Annotated in this window: 16 protein-coding genes, 1 tRNA gene and 2 riboswitches; of the genes, 6 read left to right on the top strand and 11 right to left on the bottom strand. The window is 72.3% G+C overall.

What is annotated here, in order from left to right; genetic code table 11:
* Positions 1 to 8: 8 nt before the first annotated feature.
* Entirely contained in the window at positions 9 to 1,379 is a 1,371-nt protein-coding gene (locus O7627_RS04870; protein ID WP_278092292.1) for a cystathionine beta-synthase, read from the bottom strand.
* Between the two features lie 71 nt (positions 1,380 to 1,450).
* Positions 1,451 to 1,807 carry a DUF1232 domain-containing protein gene (locus tag O7627_RS04865; RefSeq protein WP_278092291.1) on the bottom strand — a complete coding sequence of 119 codons (357 nt, stop codon included), beginning with the start codon at positions 1,805 to 1,807 and terminating at the stop codon, positions 1,451 to 1,453.
* Positions 1,808 to 1,981: 174 nt separating this feature from the next.
* On the opposite strand from O7627_RS04865, the gene O7627_RS04860 reads away from it, so the two are divergent.
* From O7627_RS04860 to O7627_RS04845, 4 genes are all read left to right on the top strand, one after another.
* Complete coding sequence (locus O7627_RS04860; protein ID WP_278092290.1) at positions 1,982 to 3,151, top strand: GDSL-type esterase/lipase family protein; 1,170 nt, start codon at positions 1,982 to 1,984, stop codon at positions 3,149 to 3,151.
* Complete coding sequence (locus tag O7627_RS04855; RefSeq protein WP_278092289.1) at positions 3,148 to 3,981, top strand: SGNH/GDSL hydrolase family protein; 834 nt, start codon at positions 3,148 to 3,150, stop codon at positions 3,979 to 3,981. Before O7627_RS04860 ends, O7627_RS04855 begins: the two co-directional genes overlap by 4 nt.
* A gap of 34 nt (positions 3,982 to 4,015) precedes the next feature.
* On the top strand, positions 4,016 to 5,278 hold the full coding sequence (locus O7627_RS04850) for an acetyl-CoA C-acetyltransferase (RefSeq protein ID WP_278092288.1): 1,263 nt from the start codon (positions 4,016 to 4,018) through the stop codon (positions 5,276 to 5,278).
* Positions 5,279 to 5,380: 102 nt separating this feature from the next.
* Positions 5,381 to 6,682: an IS701 family transposase gene (locus O7627_RS04845; RefSeq protein WP_278091974.1), complete on the top strand. Its 1,302-nt coding sequence runs from the start codon at positions 5,381 to 5,383 to the stop codon at positions 6,680 to 6,682.
* Positions 6,683 to 6,692: 10 nt separating this feature from the next.
* Here the strand turns inward: O7627_RS04845 and O7627_RS04840 are convergent, their stop codons facing one another.
* Together O7627_RS04840 and O7627_RS04835 are read right to left on the bottom strand one after the other, a co-directional pair.
* Positions 6,693 to 7,016 (bottom strand): hypothetical protein, encoded by a 324-nt coding sequence (locus O7627_RS04840; RefSeq protein WP_278092287.1) that lies wholly within the window; start codon positions 7,014 to 7,016, stop codon positions 6,693 to 6,695.
* Between the two features lie 138 nt (positions 7,017 to 7,154).
* Entirely contained in the window at positions 7,155 to 7,970 is an 816-nt protein-coding gene (locus O7627_RS04835; protein ID WP_278092286.1) for a Bax inhibitor-1/YccA family protein, read from the bottom strand.
* Between the two features lie 197 nt (positions 7,971 to 8,167).
* Between O7627_RS04835 and O7627_RS04830 the strand changes: the two genes are divergently transcribed.
* Positions 8,168 to 8,248, top strand: a tRNA-Leu gene (locus tag O7627_RS04830).
* A 13-nt stretch (positions 8,249 to 8,261) separates the two neighbouring features.
* Here O7627_RS04830 and O7627_RS04825 read toward each other — a convergent pair.
* The 7 genes from O7627_RS04825 to O7627_RS04795 form a co-directional block, all read right to left on the bottom strand.
* Positions 8,262 to 8,687 carry a type II toxin-antitoxin system VapC family toxin gene (locus O7627_RS04825; protein WP_278092285.1) on the bottom strand — a complete coding sequence of 142 codons (426 nt, stop codon included), beginning with the start codon at positions 8,685 to 8,687 and terminating at the stop codon, positions 8,262 to 8,264.
* The gene (locus O7627_RS04820) at positions 8,684 to 8,929 is read right to left on the bottom strand and encodes an Arc family DNA-binding protein (protein WP_278092284.1); all 246 of its coding nucleotides are present in this window, start codon (positions 8,927 to 8,929) and stop codon (positions 8,684 to 8,686) included. The genes O7627_RS04825 and O7627_RS04820 overlap by 4 nt, the downstream gene beginning before the upstream one ends.
* Positions 8,930 to 9,023: 94 nt before the next feature.
* A complete protein-coding gene (gene metE, locus O7627_RS04815; RefSeq protein WP_278092283.1) occupies positions 9,024 to 11,270 on the bottom strand; it encodes a 5-methyltetrahydropteroyltriglutamate--homocysteine S-methyltransferase in 2,247 nt (748 codons plus the stop codon).
* 121 nt (positions 11,271 to 11,391) lie between these two features.
* Positions 11,392 to 11,600, bottom strand: a riboswitch (cobalamin riboswitch).
* A gap of 13 nt (positions 11,601 to 11,613) precedes the next feature.
* Positions 11,614 to 12,609 carry a ribonucleotide-diphosphate reductase subunit beta gene (locus O7627_RS04810; protein ID WP_278092282.1) on the bottom strand — a complete coding sequence of 332 codons (996 nt, stop codon included), beginning with the start codon at positions 12,607 to 12,609 and terminating at the stop codon, positions 11,614 to 11,616.
* Positions 12,610 to 12,637: 28 nt separating this feature from the next.
* The gene (locus O7627_RS04805) at positions 12,638 to 14,956 is read right to left on the bottom strand and encodes a ribonucleoside-diphosphate reductase subunit alpha (protein ID WP_278092281.1); all 2,319 of its coding nucleotides are present in this window, start codon (positions 14,954 to 14,956) and stop codon (positions 12,638 to 12,640) included.
* Positions 14,957 to 15,070: 114 nt separating this feature from the next.
* Positions 15,071 to 15,277: riboswitch (cobalamin riboswitch) on the bottom strand.
* Between the two features lie 57 nt (positions 15,278 to 15,334).
* On the bottom strand, positions 15,335 to 16,219 hold the full coding sequence (locus tag O7627_RS04800) for an ABC transporter substrate-binding protein (protein ID WP_278092280.1): 885 nt from the start codon (positions 16,217 to 16,219) through the stop codon (positions 15,335 to 15,337).
* 7 nt (positions 16,220 to 16,226) lie between these two features.
* Positions 16,227 to 16,790: a sigma-70 family RNA polymerase sigma factor gene (locus O7627_RS04795; protein WP_278092279.1), complete on the bottom strand. Its 564-nt coding sequence runs from the start codon at positions 16,788 to 16,790 to the stop codon at positions 16,227 to 16,229.
* Positions 16,791 to 16,997: 207 nt separating this feature from the next.
* On the opposite strand from O7627_RS04795, the gene O7627_RS04790 reads away from it, so the two are divergent.
* Positions 16,998 to 17,732: a YcnI family protein gene (locus O7627_RS04790; protein WP_278092278.1), complete on the top strand. Its 735-nt coding sequence runs from the start codon at positions 16,998 to 17,000 to the stop codon at positions 17,730 to 17,732.

Genomic DNA, 17,732 nt, shown 5'->3' with positions numbered 1-17,732 from the left:
CCGGCCCGTCAGCGGGCGCCGAGGTGGGCCAGCAGGTCCTGGCGGGTCAGCACGCCCTTGGGCTTGCCGTCCACCAGGACCAGCGCGGCGTCGGACTTCTCCAGCAGGCCGACCGCCTCGCTGACCGGCTGGCCGCCACCGATCATCGGCAGCGCCGGGCCCATGTGCCGCTCGATGGTGTCGTGCAGGTGGGCCTGGCCGGTGAAGAGCGCGTCCAGCAGGTCCCGCTCGGCGATCGACCCGGCCACCTCGCCGGTCACCACCGGCGGCTCGGCCTTGAGGACCGGAAGCTGGGAGACGGCGTACTCGCGCATGTAGTCGATGGCGTCGCGGACCGTTTCGGTCGGGTGCACGTGGATCAGCTCGGGCATCCCGTTCGGCTTGCTGGCCAGCGCCTCGGCCACCGTCGCCTCGGTGGTGCCCGACTCCAGGAAGCCGTACCGGGTCATCCAGCCGTCGTTGAAGATCTTGGAGAGGTAGCCCCGGCCACCGTCCGGCAGCAGCACCACCACCACCGCGTCCGGGCCGGCCCGCCGGGCCACCTCCAGCGCCGCCACCGCGGCCATCCCGCACGAGCCACCGACCAGCAACCCTTCCTCGCGGGCCAGCCGCCGGGTCAGCTCGAACGACGCCTTGTCGGAGACCTCCACGATCTCGTCACAGATCTCCCGGTCGTACGTGGTCGGCCAGAAGTCCTCGCCGACCCCCTCCACCAGGTACGGGCGGCCGCTGCCGCCGGAGTAGACGGAGCCCTCCGGGTCGGCGCCGATGATCCGCACCGCGCCGCCGGAGACCTCCTTGAGGTAGCGGCCGATCCCGGAGACCGTCCCGCCGGTGCCGACGCCGGCCACGAAGTGGGTGATCCGGCCCTCGGTCTGCTCCCACACCTCGGGGCCGGTGGTCTCGTAGTGCGAACGCGGGTTGGCCGGGTTGGCGTACTGGTCGGGCTTCCACGCGCCGGGGATCTCCCGGGCCAGCCGGTCGGAGACGTTGTAGTACGAACGCGGGTCCTCCGGCGCCACGGCCGTCGGGCAGACCACCACCTCGGCGCCGTACGCCTTCATCACGTTCTGCTTGTCCTCGCTGACCTTGTCCGGGCAGACGAAGACGCAGCGGTAGCCGCGCAACTGGGCCACCAGGGCCAGCCCAACGCCGGTGTTGCCGCTGGTCGGCTCGACGATGGTGCCGCCGGGACCGAGCAGCCCCGCCCGCTCGGCGTCCTCCACCATCCGCAGCGCGATCCGGTCCTTGACCGAGCCGCCCGGGTTGAAGTACTCGACCTTCGCGAGAACCAGTGCCGGGATCCCGGCACTGACGTTTCGGAGTCGAACCAGCGGGGTGTTGCCGATCAACTCGACGACGTTGTCGTAGTAGCGCACCTCATCGTGCCCTTCTCGTCCGGCGGCACCGGTCCACCAGGTGGGACCGGCGCAGCCCAGACTACGTGCCGTCAGGGCACGGCGTGACCGGGGATGACGGTTGCGCGCTTGGCCTCCCAGGCCAGGAACCGCTCCGTCTCGGCGAGCACGGAGCCGGCCAGCCAGGTCACCATCAGCATGTCGTCGGCCAGCCCGAAGACGGTCAGGAACAGCTCGGGCACCAGGTCGACCGGGGACGCCACGTAGACGGCGGCGGCGGTCATCATCGCGATCCGCAGGCCGCCGTCGTACTCGCCGCGGGCGGTGGCCCGGATCATCCGCGGCAGCGCCGCGAGCCGGGTCCCCAGCGACGGCCCACCCCGTACGCCGGAGGTCAGCGCCCTGGCCAGCGCCGTGAACGCCGCGGTCCGCTTGAGTGTCTTGGCCATCTCCGCACCCTCCTCTCGCCCATGATGCACCCGTCCGGCAAGCCGCGCCGGCGGCCATCGACAGGTCTGATGAAGGTACCCAGCCGGCACCGGCCGCAACCCCGACAGCGCGTCGGGCCGGATCGAGATAGCCTCGAAACCCGCGGCAAGGACGGCAGGCGGGGGAAGTTGTCGATGAGTCTGGCCGGTTCGACAGAGCGCTTGGCGCACCCGTGGCGTGTGGCCCGCCGGGTGGCCACGGCGGCGCTGGTCGGTGCCGGGCTGAGTGCCCTGACCACCGCGCTGGCGACCGGCGTGCTGGTCGGGCAGGCCCGGCAGGCCCGACGCACCATCCCGCAGGCGCAGGCCCCGCCGCCGCGCGGCGACGGTGTCTACGGCGCCCGCTTCCCGGGCCGGCCGATCACCATGGTGGTGCTGGGCGACTCGTCGGCCGCCGGCTACGGCGTACACCGGCCGCGGGAGACGCCCGGGGCGCTGCTGGCCACCGGCACCTCGCGGCGGCTGCGCCGGCCGGTCCGGCTCTACCGGTACGCGGTGGTCGGCAGCCTGTCCCGAGGGCTGGTGCCGCAGGTCGAGGCCGCACTTGAGCGGCAGCCGGACATCGCGGTGATTCTGGTCGGCGGGAACGATGTGACCAATCGCACACCACTGCCGACGGCGGTCCGGCATCTGGTCGAAGCGGTCCGCGCGCTGCGGGCGGCCGGCGCCCAGGTGGTGGTCGGCACCTGCCCCGACCTCGGTGCCATCCAGCCGATCAAGCCGCCGCTGCGCTGGCTGGCCCGGCGGTGGAGCCGCCAACTGGCCGCCGCGCAGACCGTCGCGGTGGTCGAGGCCGGCGGCTGGACGGTCTCGCTCGGCGACCTGATCGGCCCGAGGTTCGCCGCCGAGCCGCACCGGATGTTCTCCTGGGACCGGTTCCACCCGTCCGCCGAGGGCTATGCGGTCGCCGCCGCCGCGCTGCTGCCCACCGTGCTGTCCGCGCTCGCCTCGGCCGACCAGCGGCCCACCGCGGCCACCACCGGCGAAGGGCTGCGCACGCTGCCGCAGGCCGCGCAGGAGGCGGTCCGGCACGCCGGTACCGAGGTCACCGCCGTCCGGGTCGCCGGGCAGGACCGGGGACCGGCCGGCCGCTGGGCCCGGCTGCGCCGCCGCCGACCCTGGTTCGGCCAGCAGCAGCCCCGGCAGCCGAGCGCCACCGAACCAGCCGGCACCGCCGAACCGACAAGCGCCGCCGAACCCACAAGCGCCGCTCAACCGGCCGATCCGCCGGTGACGGGACCGGCCGCCGGTGGCCGTCCGGCAACGCGGGCGGCCACCCCAGCCAGCGTCGAGGAGCGAGCGTGAACCCGCCGATCAGCCAGCCCGGGTCGCCCGGCGTGCGGGCCCGACTCGGCCGGGCCGCCGCGTACACGTTGCTCGCCGGCACCCTCAGCGGGGTCGCGGTGCTGGCCGGCGAGGTGGTCGCGGCCCGCCACCGCCGGTACGCCCAACCCCAGCTCGGGCTGGCGCTGCGCTCGAAGGTCGGCCGGCCCGGCGCCGCTCGGCTGCGGCTGGTGCTGCTCGGCGACTCGTCCGCCCTCGGCGTCGGGGTGGACCGGGTCGCCGACACCGTCGGGGGACAGCTCTCCCGGCTGCTCGCCGAGGGGGTCGGCGGGCGGCCGGGAGCCGGCGAGCGGGAGGTCTGGCTCTCCAGCGTCGCCGTCTCCGGGTCCCGCTCCACCGACCTGGCCACCCAGGTGGCGCGGGCGCTGCTCGGCGACCGCCCGGACGTGGCGGTGATCCTGATCGGCGCCAACGACGCGACCGCCGCCCGCCGGCCGGCGGAGATCGCCGCCCACCTCGGCATGGCGGTCCGCCGGTTGCGCGACGCCGGGGTCGAGGTGGTGGTGGGCACCTGCCCCGATCTGGGGGCGGTCCGGGCGATCGCGCCGCCGCTGCGGCAGGTGGCCGGCTGGCTGGGCCGGCGTACCGCGCGGGCCCAGGCGGTCGCGGTCCGGGACGCCGGTGGGACCGTGGTCGACCTGGCCACCGATACCGGGCCGGTGTTCCGGGCCGACGCCGGCACGCTCTGCCACGACGGCTTCCACCCCTCCGCGGACGGTTACCGGGTCTGGGCGTACGCGCTCCTGCCGGCCGTGCGGGCCGCCGCCCGGCTGGCCGACCCACGGCTCTGAGCAGGCGCAGCCTGAGCTGGGTTAATGTTCGTTCATGTCGCCAGAGACCTCTCGTAACGCCGTCATCGTCGCCACCGCCCGTTCCCCCATCGGCCGAGCCGGCAAGGGTTCGCTCACGGAGGTCCGGCCGGACGACCTGGCCGCCACCATCGTCGCGGCCGCGCTCGACAAGGTGCCCCAGCTCGACCCGACCGAGATCGACGACCTCTACCTGGGCTGCGGCCTGCCCGGCGGTGAGCAGGGCTTCAACCAGGCCCGGGTGGTGACCACCCTGCTCGGTCTGGACACTGTGCCCGGCGCCACGGTGACCCGCTACTGCGCCTCCTCGCTGCAGTCGACCCGGATGGCGCTGCACGCCATCCGGGCCGGCGAGGGGGACGTCTTCGTCTCGGCCGGGGTGGAGTGCGTGTCCCGGTTCGCCCGGGGCAGCTCCGACTCGCTGCCGCTCCAGGCGCGGGAGGCGGTCGGCGGCGGCTGGGAGAACCCCCGGTTCGACGCCGCGCGGGCCCGGACCGCGAGCCGGGCCGAGGCCGGCGCCGAGGTCTGGACCGATCCCCGTTCCGGCGGCGAGCTGCCCGACATCTACATCGCCATGGGGCAGACCGCCGAAAACCTGGCCCAGGTGTACGACGTGAGCCGCGCCGACATGGACGAGTTCGGCGTACGCAGCCAGAACCTGGCCGAGAAGGCGATCGCGGACGGCTTCTGGGCGCGGGAGATCACTCCCGTCACCGTGCCGTCCGGCGCGGTGGTCAGCGCCGACGACGGCCCCCGGCCGGGCGTGACGCTGGCGGGGGTGGCCGGGCTGAAGCCGGTGTTCCGGCCGGACGGGCGGGTCACCGCCGGCAACTGCTGCCCGCTCAACGACGGGGCGGCGGCGGTGGTGATCATGAGCGAGGGCCGGGCCCGGGACCTCGGCATCACGCCGTTGGCCCGGATCGTCTCGACCGGGGTGACCGGGCTATCGCCGGAGATCATGGGGCTCGGCCCGGTCGAGGCGTCCCGGCAGGCGCTGCGCCGGGCCGGCATGACGATCGGCGACGTCGACCTGGTGGAGATCAACGAGGCGTTCGCCGCCCAGGTGATCCCCTCGTACCGGGAGCTCGGCATTCCGCTGGAGAAGTTGAACGTGATGGGCGGCGCGATCGCCGTTGGCCACCCGTTCGGGATGACCGGCGCCCGCATCACCGGCACCCTGCTCAACGCCCTGGACTGGCACGACAAGAGCATCGGTCTGGAGACCATGTGCGTCGGCGGCGGCCAGGGCATGGCCATGATCCTCGAACGCCTCTCCTAGTACTCCAACGTCACTTGGCTTCGGCGTTGGGCGTGGCGTGGGGATGAGGGCGGCCACCGCGTTGATCATCGATGGTTTGTGAGGACAACCGAAGATCGCGCGATGGCCGTGGGCCACAGCGTAGACCCCGCCCGGTGGCGGGTCATCCTGGATGAGGCGGTGACGCGTGTTGCTGATCGGTTCGTGCGGGCCGAGCCGCGGGCGACGGCCGGGCAGTTCGTGGAAGGGCTGCTGTCAGACACCGAACGGAAGACGTGCTGGTCGCTTGCGGAACGGGCGGGTAACGCTGATCCGCAGGCGATGCAGCGGCTACTGCGCACAGCGGTGTGGGACGCCGACGCCGTCCGCGACGATGTGCGTTCCTGGTTGATCGAACAGCTCGGCCACCCCGACGCGGTGCTGGTCGCCGATGAGACCGGGTTCCTGAAGAAAGGGGTGTGCTCGGTCGGGGTGCAGCGGCAGTACACCGGCACCGCCGGCCGTGTCGAGAACAGTCAGGTCGGGGTGTTCCTGGCCTACGTCACCCCGCGCGGGCGGGCGATGATCGACCGTCGGCTCTACCTGCCGGAGACGACCTGGTGCGACCGTCCCGACCGCCTGGCCCTCGCCGGCGTCCCCGACCAGGTCGGGTTCGCCACGAAGCCTGCCCTGGCCCGGCAGATGATCGTCGCCGCGATCGCCGCTGGTGTCCCATGCGGGTGGGTGACCGGCGACGAGGTCTACGGCGCCGACCCGGGCCTGCGCGCTGAGCTGGAACAACGCGAGATCGGCTACGTCCTGGCGGTCGGCTGCGACCGACGCGTGGCCGTCAACGACGGCCGCACCCTGATCCGCGTCGACGACCTCGCCGACCGGGTCCCCACCCGCGAGTGGCAGCCGCACAGCTGCGGCCCCGGGGCCAAAGGACCACGCGAGTACCTGTGGGCCTGGATCACCACCGCCACCAGGCCAGACGAGTACCGGTGGCTGCTGATCCGCCGCAACCGCACCACCGGTGAGCTGGCCTTCTACCTGTGCTGGTCACCCCGCCCCGTCCCGCTGCACACACTTGTGCGAGTGGCCGGCTCCCGATGGAGCATCGAAGAGCTGTTCCAGACCGGCAAAGGCCAGGTCGGCCTCGACCACTACCAGGTCCGCGGTTGGACGGGCTGGCACCGCCACGTCACCCTGGCCATGCTCGCCTTGGCCATCCTGACCATCCTCGCCGCACAACAGCCCGACCCCGACCCTGACCCCGATCCGAAGATCATCGCGTTGACCGTCGCCGAGATCCGCCGACTCCTCAACGCCTTCCTCCTCGCCACATCGCCACCATCAGCGCACACCCTGCACTGGTCAATCTGGCGACGAACATCCCAAGCCCGCGCCCGACGAGCCCACTACCAGCGCAGACAAGCCAAATGACGTTGGAGTACTAGAGGCGGTCGCGCACGGCGGCGATCTCGGCCGCGACGGCGGCCAGCGTAGGTGGTTCGGCCCCGGCCAGCAGCAGGTCGGTGACGACCACCCGGAGCTGGTCGGGTAGGGCGAGGTCGTTGTCGAGCCGGGGCACCGGCCGGGCCGGGATGCCCTCCGCCTCGGCCGCCCGGTCGGCGATCCGCTGCACCAGCCCGTACACCAGGTCGGCCCGGGACGCGGCGCCGTCGCCGGCGGCCGACGCCGCCCAGCGGGCCGGTCCCCAGTGACCGACCTGGCGGGCGAAGAGCTCCACCGCTCGGCTCAGTTCGTCGGCACTCATCGGCGCACATTCTCACCCATGGGCATCCCGCAGACGGCGGGACGCCCGCCCCACGAGGGGGACGGGCGTCCAGCGGTTCGTTCTGCCGACCGCGCCGGGGCCGTCGACGTCAGTCGTCGCCCAGGAACTCCGTCGACGTCAGTCGTCGCCCTGGAAGTAGCTGAGCAGGCGGAGGATCTCGATGTAGAGCCAGATCAGGCTCACCAGGATGCCGAAGGCGGCGGTCCAGGAGTAGCGCTGCGGAAGCCCCATCCGGACCCCCTCCTCCACCTCGTGGAAGCTGAGGATGAAGCTCAGCGAGGCGACCACGATGCAGATCAGGCTGAAGCCGATCGCCAGCGGGCCACCGCTGCGCAGCCCGGTGTCGAAGCCGAACAGCGCCAGCACCAGGTTGATCATCATGACGGCGAAGACGCCGACCATCGCCGCGATCAGGCCCCGGGTGAACTTCGGGGTGGCCCGGATCGCCTTCATCTTGTAGAGCACGGCCATCAGGAAGAAGACGCCGAAGGTGGCGACCACCGCCTGCAGCACGATGCCGTCGTAAAGGGACTCGAAGAACTTGCTGATCACGCCGACGAAGACGCCCTCGACGACGGCGTACGTCACCACCAGCGCCGGGTTCGCCATCCGGGAGAACGAGATCACCAGGCCGAGGATCAGTCCGACGATCGCCGCGCCGATCCAGGCCGGTCCCAGCAGCGCGTCGGGGACCAGCACCCAGGCCGCCACCGCGGTGATGCCGGTGATGCCCAGCAGCGTCACGGTCTTGACCACGACGTCGTCGATGCTCATCGGCTGCACGGTGGGTGGGGCGGCCGGGTAGCCGTCCGCCGTCGGATACGGCTGCCCTGGGATGGGCTGCCCATAGCCACCGGCTGGGGCGTACCCGGCGGCCCGCTCGCGCTCGGCCGCCTGGCCGAGCCGGGCCAGTACCGGGTTCGAAGTCTTCACTTTCAGGCCTCCCTTGGGGGGTCAGTGCACGCAGTGTGCGAGTCAAGGGTAATGGGCTCCGGCTAAGTTGTGCAGATTCCGTACCCGTCCGTCACAATGCGCGCCGTGGGGCCGGCGGTCGACGTGGGGCGTGCGGGCGGGGCGGCCGGGCCGCTACCGTGACACCCAGCGGAGCGCCGGTCGCTCCGGCGCCGCCCGCCCGGGTGGTGGAATGGCAGACACGGCCGCCTTAAAAGCGGCTGCCGCAAGGCGTGCGGGTTCGATCCCCGCCCCGGGCACCCAGCACCGAGCTCAGCCGGCCGACTCCTGCCACGGATCGATCACGACGATCCCGAGGTCGGCGAAGTCCTTGACGTTGCGGGTGGCCAGGCTGGCCGCCTGGGTACGGCAGATCGCGGCGATCTGCGCGTCGAAGCCGTCGATCGGAGTGCCCACGCGGTCCCGGGACGCGACGACGTCGGCGTAGGCGTTCGCCGCGGCGAGATCGAACGGCAGGACCTGGCGCGGAAAGGCGGCGAAGATCTCGTTCGCGGCCTGGTGCAGCGACTCGCGGCGATGCCCCTCGGGCAGTCGCGCGATGCCGTACCGGATCTCGGCGACCGTGACGGTCGTGGTGTAGAGGCTGTCGCCGGAGTTGGCCCGGAGCCAGGCCATGACCGCGGGTGCGGGAGTAGCGCGCATGAACTCGGAGACGACGTTGGTGTCGAGGACGATCATTCGGGCAGGTCCGCCGCGCGAGGTGGCTGTGCCCGGGCCGGAAGGTCGAGGTCCACTCCACCGAGCCCGGCGAACCGTTCGGTGAGTGCGCTGAACAGGTCGGACCTTGGCGCCTCATCGGTGACCGCTGCGGTCAGGATGGCCCGGATCTCGGCCTCCATGGATCGGCCGTGTCGGGCGGCACGCAGGCGCAGCTTGTCCTTGACCGCGTCGTCCAGGTCTCGAATGCTCAGGGCCGCCATCGTCTCGCCTCCTGTCAGAACTCACGGATCTGATAGCAATGCTAGCGCGAGGCCCGGGTGAGGGCCGCGGGTCGACCCCCACCCGGGCACGAACTCAGCCGGTCCGGAGTTTGGTGGCGGCGGCGATCAGGTTGCTCAGGGACGCCTCGACCTCCGGGTAGCCGCGGGTCTTCAGGCCGCAGTCGGGGTTCACCCAGAGCCGGTCCGTTGGCACCACCGCGACGGCCCGGCGCAGCGCGGCGCCGATCTCGTCGCGGCCCGGCACCCGGGGCGAGTGGATGTCCCAGATCCCCGGTCCGACGCCCCGGGCGTACCCGATGGTCTTCAGGTCGTCGAGGACCTCCATCCTCGATCGAGACGCCTCGATGCTTGTCACGTCGGCGTCGAGGGCGTCGATCGCGGTGATCACCTCGCCGAACTCCGAGTAGCAGAGGTGGGTGTGGATCTGGGTGCTGTCGGCGACTCCGCCGGTGGCGAGCCGGAACGCCCCGACCGACCACTCCAGGTACGCCTTCTGGTCGGCCGCGCGCAGCGGCAGCGTCTCCCGCAGCGCCGGCTCGTCCACCTGGATCACCGTGATGCCGGCCGCTTCCAGGTCGCGGCACTCGTCGCGCAGCGCGAGGGCGACCTGGTCGGCGGTGTCGGCGAGCGGCTGGTCGGCGCGGACGAACGACCAGGCCAGGATCGTCACCGGGCCGGTGAGCATGCCCTTGACCGGCCGGCTGGTGAGCGACTGGGCGTAGCGCGCCCAGTCCACCGTCATCGGCGCCTTCCGGGCCACGTCGCCGTGGATGATCGGCGGCCGCACGCAGCGCGAGCCGTACGACTGGACCCAGCCGTGTTCGGTGGCGGCGAACCCGGCCAACTGCTCCCCGAAGTACTGCACCATGTCGTTGCGTTCCGGCTCGCCGTGCACCAGCACGTCCAGCCCGAGCCGTTCCTGCAGCCGGATGACGTGCTCGACCTCGGCGCGCATCCGGGCCGCATAGCCGGCGTCGTCGAGCCGGCCGGCGCGGTGTTCGGCGCGGGCGTGGCGCAGCTCGGCGGTCTGCGGGAACGACCCGATGGTGGTGGTCGGCAGCGGCGGCAGGTTCAGCCGGGCCTGCTGGGCGGCGGCCCGGTCCGGGTAGCTGCCGCGCTGCCGGTCGGCCGGGGTCAGCGCGGCGAGCCGGGACCGGACCGATTCGTCGCGCCAGCACGCCGGGGGCGGCGGCAGCGGCTGCGGCAACCGGGTGGACCCGTCGCGCAGCGCCCGGCCGAGCAGCACCACCTCCTCGACCTTCTGCCGGGCGAACGCGAGCCGTTCGTGCAGGGCCGGGTCGAGGCGGGTCTCGGCGGCCAGGTCGACAGGTACGTGCAGCAGCGAGCAGGAGGTGGACACTGCGACGTGGTCGGCCAGGCCGGCGACCACGGCCCCGGTGGCGATGGCGGTCCGCAGGTCGGTGCGCCAGACGTTGCGCCCGTCGACCAGGCCGGCCACGATCGTCCGGCCGCCCAGCGGCCCGGCGCCTGCCAGCCGGCGCAGATTGTCCGGCCCGGCGACCAGGTCCAGCCCGAGCGCCTCGACCGGGGTGCCGAGCAGGGCCGGCAGCGCGTCGCCGAGGTCGCCGAAGTAGGTCGCCACGAAGATCTTCGGACGCCGGTCCAGCTCACCGAGCTTCGTGTACGCCGACCGCAGCGCGTCGATCTGGGCGGGCGTGCGGTCGGCGGCGTACGCCGGCTCGTCGAGCTGCACCCACTCGACCCCGGCGTCGGCCAGCGCCCGCAGCAGGTCGGCGTAGGTCCGCACCAGGTCGTCCAGCCGGTCGAACGGGTCGTGCCCCGGCCCGGTCGGCTTGGCCAGCAGCAGGAAGGTGGCCGGGCCGACCAGCACCGGGCGGGTGGTCACGCCGAGGGCGGCGGCCTCGGCGTACTCGGCCAGGGCCTTGCCCGGGTCGGCGGCGAAGGCGGTGTCCGGGCCGATCTCCGGGACCAGGTAGTGGTAGTTGGTGTCGAACCACTTGGTCAGCTCCATCGCCGGCTCGGCGTCGACCCCGCGCGCCATCGCGAAGTAGGTGTCCAGGTCGGACAGTCCGAGCCGGCGGAACCGGTCCGGCACCGCGCCGACCGCGACGGCGGTGTCGAGCATCTGGTCGTAGTAGGAGAAGGTGTTGGACGGGATGGCGTCCAGGCGGGCGTTGCGCAGCTCCTGCCACACCTGCGCCCGTAGCGTCGAGGCGGTGCGGTCCAGGGCGGCGGCGATGCCGCCGGCCCAGTAGGCCTCCACGGCCCGCTTGAGTTCACGGTTCGCGCCGATGCGCGGATAGCCGAGCACGGTGCTCTGGCCGAATGGCGTACTCACGGATGGTTGACCTTCCCTCGAAGTGCCCGACGGTCGCGGCGGGAGGGCAGGGGGAAACACACGGCGGCAGGCCGCCGGCTTCCGCCCGGGCCCTCCCGAGGGGCCGTCGGCGGCGCACACCGGTGGTGTGCGCGGTGCGGGCAGGTCTTCGGACTCGTGGGCGCGTGTTTCTGCCTACTGGCCGTCGCTTCCCAGGCGCTGACGCGCCCAGTGCGTATGACGGCGGTCGTTCCCACTCACCGCTGCGGGGCAGTCCCGGTTTCGCACCGGGTTCCCTCTTACGACGCCCCGACCTCGCGACCGGGGCGAACCAGCACCGCGCTCCATCCTAGGCGACGGACGGTCAGAAGTCGTCGTCGAAGCTGACCGTGCCGGCGACCCCCACCTGGTAAGCCGACACCCGCCGTTCGAAGAAGTTGGACAGTTCCTGGACGTCCTGCAACTCCATGAACGCGAACGGGTTCTTCGCGCCGTACCGGGGCGGAAGGCCGAGTTGGGCCAGCCGCCGGTCGGCCACGTGCTGCAGATACTCGCGCATGTCGACAAGCGACATTCCGGGTACGCCCTGGCCGAGCAGGTCCTCGGCGAACTGCACCTCGCAGTCGACCGCCTCGGCGAGCATCTCGCCGACCTGGGCGGCCATCTCGTCGTCGAACAGGTCCGGCTCCTCGCGGCGGACCGTGTCGACGACGTCGAAGGCGAAGGCCATGTGCATCGACTCGTCGCGGAACACCCAGTTGGTGCCGGAGGCCAGCCCGTGCAGCAGGCCCCGGGAACGCAGGAAGTACACGTACGCGAAGGCGCCGTAGAAGAACAGGCCCTCGATGCAGGCGGCGAAGCAGATCAGGTTCAGCAGGAAGGCCCGCCGGTCGTCGCGGGTACGCAGCTCCCGCAGCTCGAAGATCGAGTCGATCCAGCGGAAGCAGAAGTCGGCCTTGCGCTTGAGCGACGGGATGTTCTCGATCGCGGTGAACGCCTCGAACCGTTCGGTCTCGTCGGGCACGTAGGTGTCCAGCAGGTTCAGGTAGAACTGGACGTGCACCGCCTCCTCGAACAGCTGCCGGGACAGGTAGAGCCGCCCCTCCGGGGAGTTGACGTGCTGGTAGAGGTTGAGTACCAGGTTGTTGGCGACGATCGTGTCGCCGGTGGCGAAGAACGCCACCAGCCGGCTGATCAGGTGCCGTTCGGCCGGGCCGAGCTTGGGCAGGTCGGCCAGGTCGGTGTGCAGGTCCACCTCCTCGACGGTCCAGGTGTTCTTGATCGCGTCGCGGTACCGGTCGAAGAAGTGCGGGTAGCGCATCGGTCGCAGGGTCAGGTCCATGCCGGGGTCGAGCAGCATCGGGTGTCCTTCAATCATCTGGGGTGGTTCACTGGCAGGCGTCGCAGCTCTCGGGGTTCTCCAACGAGCAGGCCAGCGCCTCGGCGTCGGCGGCCACGGTCGGGGTGAGGGCGACGGTGGCCTGCTGGATCCGGGTCGCCGGGCGGGACCGCAGGTAGTAGGTGGTCTTCAGGCCGGCCTGCCAGGCGTACCGGTACATCGAGGAGAGCTTGCCGATGGTGGGTGCGCTCAGGAACAGGTTCAGCGACTGGCTCTGGTCGATGTAGGGGGCGCGGGCGGCGGCCAGGTCGATCAGCGCCCGCTGGGGCAGCTCCCAGGCGGTGCGGAACAGCTCGCGCAGGTCGACCGGCAGCGCCGTGATGCCCTGCACGGACCCCTCGGCCCGCTTGATCTCGGCCCGGATCTGCTCGGTCCACAGCCCGTGCGCCTTCAGCTCCCCGACCAGCGCGGTGTTGATCTGCATGAACTCGCCGGAGAGGGTCTCCCGCTTGAACAGGTTGGAGACCTGCGGCTCGATGCACTCGTAGCAGCCGGCGATGGAGGCGATGGTGGCGGTCGGGGCGATCGCCACCAGCAGCGAGTTGCGCAGCCCGTGCACGGCCAGCCGCTCCCGCAGCGCGGCCCACCGGTCGGTCTGGGTGGGCGTGACCCCCCACAGGTCGGGCTGCAGCTGCCCGGCGGCGGCCCGGGTCTGGTCGTACGCCGGGTGCGGGCCGAACCGCTTGGCCAGCTCGACCGAGGTCTCCAGGGCGGTCAGGTAGATCTCCTCGGCGATCCGGGTGGACAGCTCCCGGGCCGGCTCCCCATCGAACGGCAGCCGCAGCGCGAAGAAGACGTCCTGCAGCCCCATCACGCCGAGCCCGATCGGGCGCCAGCGCGGGTTGGACGCCGCCGCCTGCTCGCTCGGGTAGTAGTTGATGTCGATCACCCGGTCCAGGAAGGTCACCGCCGTCCGGACCGTGCGGCGCAGCCGGTCCCAGTCGACGTCCCCGCCGGCCAGGTGCGCGCCGAGGTTCACCGAGCCGAGGTTGCAGACCGCGGTCTCGTCGTCGGAGGAGACCTCGACGATCTCGGTGCAGAGGTTGGAGAGGTGGACCACGTTGCCGGGCGCGCCGGTCTGGTTGGAGAGCTTGTTCGAGCGGTCCTTGAAGGTCATCCAGCCGTTGCCGGTCTGGGCCAGGGTGCGCATCATCCGGCCGTACAGGTCCCGGGCCCTGACCTGGCGCACGTAGCGCCCCTCGGCCTCGGCGGCCCGGTAGACGGCGTCGAACTCGTCGCCCCACAGGTCGGGCAGCTCCGGCACCTGCGCCGGGTCGAACAGCGACCACAGCTCGTCGGCCTCGACCCGGCGCATGAACTCGTCCGGGATCCAGTTCGCCAGGTTCAGGTTGTGGGTGCGCCGGGCGTCCTCGCCGGTGTTGTCGCGCAGTTCGAGGAACTCCTCGATGTCGGGGTGCCAGGGTTCCAGGTAGACGCAGGCCGCGCCCTTGCGCCGGCCGCCCTGGTTGACCGCCGCCACCGAGGCGTCCAGGGTGCGCAGCCACGGCACGATGCCGTTGGAGAGCCCGTTGGTGCCCCGGATCAGGGCGCCCCGGGACCGGACCCGGGACCAGGAGATGCCGATCCCGCCGGCGAACTTGGACAGCTTGGCGACCTGGGCGTACCGGTCGTAGATGGAGTCCAGCTCGTCGCGGGGCGAGTCGACCAGGAAACACGACGACAGCTGGGTGTGCCGGGTGCCGGAGTTGAACAGCGTCGGCGAGCTGGGCAGGTAGGCCAGGCTCGACATCAGCCGGTAGAAGTCGATCGCCTCGGCCGGGTGCTCGGACAGCCCACAGGCGACCCGCAGCAGCCAGTACTGCGGGGTCTCGATGACCTGCCGGCTGCTGGGGTGGCGCAGCAGGTAGCGGTCGTAGACGGTGCGCAGGCCGAAGTACTCGAACCGCAGGTCACCGGCCGGGTCGATGGCGTCGTCCAGCTTGCGGGCGTTGGTGGCGACGAACCGGGCGGTCTCGTCGCTGATCAGGCCCTCGGCGTGGCCGAGCCGGATGGCCTGGCTGAACGAGGCGATCTGCTGCCCGCGTACCTCCTTGTCGAGGTAGCCGGCGAGCAGCCGGGCCGCGAGCTTGGAGTACTGCGGCTCCTCGCCGATCATGTCGGCGGCGGTCTGGATCGACAGCCGGTCCAGCTCGGCGGTGGTGGCGCCGTCGTAGAGGCCGCTTATCGTCCTGGTGGCCACCCGTAGCGGGTCCACGTCGGTCAGGTCGTCGGCCCACCGCTCGACCGCCCGGACGATCTTGTTCACGTCCACCGGTTCGGTGGCCCCGCTGCGTTTGCGGACCCGCATCTGTCGCTCCTCGCTGTCGCCTCCGGGTGGAGGGCGCGCGGGCGGACAGGCGTGGACGCGCAGCGTCACCGCCGTCGGCCGTCCCGCGCGGCCTCGGACTCCCGCGCACCCGTCGCGGGCACGCGGCACAGTGGCAGGTCTTCGGACTCGTGGGCGTGCGTGTCGCTGCCTACTGGCCGTCGCTTCCCAGGCTTGCGCCCAGTGCGTCATGACGGCGGTCGTTCCCACTCACCGCTGCGGGGCAGTCCCGGATTCACACCGGGTTCCCTGTTACCCCGACCGGGCTGGGTGCCCGGCCGAACCAAACTGCGCGGTCACTATATCTAGTAGCGAGAGCCTCGCGTCCACCCAGATGTCGTGTCGGGCGTGTCGCGCGGGTCAGGCCACCCGGGCGATCACCGGGCCGGCCGGGGTGGCGACCGCGTCCGGGTGCAGGATCGCCGCCATCGCCTCGACCCCGTCGACCAGGCGGGGGCCGGGGCGGACCACCAGGCCGTCGGCGTCGATCGCCCAGACCGGCACCCCCGGGAACCGGGGTGCGACCGTCTCGGCCTGCCGGACCGCCCCGTCGAGGTGGAACCCGCACGGCGAGACGATGATCACCTCCGGCGCCGCGTCGTGGAACTCCTGCCAGGTGGTCTGCACCGACCGGGCGCCCGGCCGGCCGGCCACCGGCTCGCCGCCGGCCGCCCGGACCAGGTCCGGCACCCAGTGCCCGGCCGTGAACGGCGGATCGACCCACTCGACGACCGCCACCCGGGGCCGGGGCCGGCCCCGGACCGCCGCCGCCACCGCCGACAACCGGTCCCGCAGACCGCCGACCAGCGCCGCCGCCCGATCGGGTACGCCGGTACGCGCCCCCACCTCGACGATGGTGTCGAGCACCTCGTCCAACGTGTACGGATCGAGCGAGAGCACGTCGGACCGGCAGCCGAGGTGGTCGAGCGCGTCGGAGACGTGGTCGGACGGCAGCGCGCAGACCCGGCACAGGTCCTGGGTCAGGATCAGCTCCGGCGCCAGCTCGGACATCGCCCCGGCGTGCAGGGTGTAGAGGTCCTCCCCGGCCGCCAGCCGGGACTTGACGTAGTCGTCGATCTCGGCCGGGCTCATCCCCCGGGTGTCCCGGCCGCCGACCACCACCGTCTTGTCGGCCCGGGCCTGCGGCGGCTCGTCGCACTCGAAGGTCACCCCGACGAGGTCGTCGCCGAGCCCCAGGGCGTAGACGATCTCCGTCGCGGACGGCAGCAGCGACACCAGACGCATCACCCCATCATGCACCCGCCCGGGCCGTCGGGCGGCGGTGCTCGCGTGGGTCGATCGCGGCCGCCAGGTCCTCCCGGGCGCGGGCCACCCGGGACCGGATGGTGCCGACCGGGCAGTCGCAGACGGCGGCGGCCTCCGCGTACGACAGGCCGAGGACCTGGGTGGCGACGAACGCCTCCCGCCGGTCCGGTGCCAGGTCGTCCAGGAGCCCACGCAGCGCCGACTCCTCCTCGAACCGGGGGCCGTCGGCGGAGTCGACGAGTTCCCAGGACTCCACGACGGTGGTCCGGGGCCGGGTCATCGCGGCCCGGACGTGGTCGACCGCGACCCGGCGGGCGATGGTGAACAGCCAGGTCCGCGCCGACGACCGGCCGGCGAAGCCCGGCAGGCTGCGCAGCGCCCGCAGGAAGGTCTCCTGACACAGGTCGTCGGCCTCCGCCGGCCCGGCCAGGTGGGCCACGAACCGCCAGACCTGGTACTGGGTGAGGCGGACGAACGCCGCCGCCGCCTCCCGGTCGCCCTGCCCGGCGGCCAGCGCCAACCGGGTGACCCGGTCATCCGGGCCGGTCACCGGGCACCCCGCTGTGTGAACTGACTGACGCGCTGCACCGACACCCAGGTTGGTCGGTGCCCGGGGCCGCGAAGTTCCCGGAACTTCACGGGAACTGATCGATGACCCGGCCCGACCATCCAACCGGCCCGCTCACTGTTGTCCCGCGCGTCCCTGACGCCCGTGCATGCCTGATGCCTGCGCATCCTGACGAAAGGCACCGATCGAATGAACACCACCCTCCGCAATGTGCTCCGCGCCGGTGTCGTGACGGGCGCCGCCGGGGGTCTGGTCGCCCTCGCCGCGCTGCCGGCGGGCGCCCACGTGACCGTCACCCCGACGGTCACCGCCGCCGGGGCGTACACGGTGCTGACCTTCTCGGTGCCGCACGGGTGCGACGGCTCGGGCACCACGAAGGTCGCCATCCAGATCCCGGAGCAGATCAACTCCGTGACCCCCACCATCAACCAGGGCTGGACCGTCGAGAAGGTGAAGGCCCCGCTGGACCCACCGGTGAAGGACAGCCACGGCAACGAGCTGACCGAGCGGGTGTCGGAGATCGTCTACACCGCGAAGACCCCGCTGCCGGAGGGCCACCGCGACGCGTTCGAGCTGTCGCTGAAGTTGCCGGAGACGCCGGGCGAGACGTTGGCCTTCCCGTCCGTGCAGACCTGCGAGCAGGGCGAGACCGCCTGGGTGCAGCTGCCGGCGGCCGGTCAGGACCGCGACGAGTTGGAGGCGCCCGCGCCGACGTTCGTGGTCACCGAGGCCGCCGGGGACGGGCACGGTGGCGCCGCGGCCGAGGCCGACGTCGAGGCCGCTCCGGAGCGGGTCGCGCAGGAGTCGAGCACCGACGACCCGGGTGCGGCCGGATCGGCGGCCGGCTGGACCGGGCTGGTGCTCGGCGCCCTCGGCTTCGTGCTGGGCGGCCTGGCGTTCATCCGCACCCGCAAGACCGCCTAG

Origin of the sequence: Solwaraspora sp. WMMD1047, assembly GCF_029626155.1 — a bacterium.
In the GTDB taxonomy this organism is placed as follows: domain Bacteria; phylum Actinomycetota; class Actinomycetes; order Mycobacteriales; family Micromonosporaceae; genus WMMD1047.
This window is presented reverse-complemented; position numbering and strand designations above follow the sequence as displayed.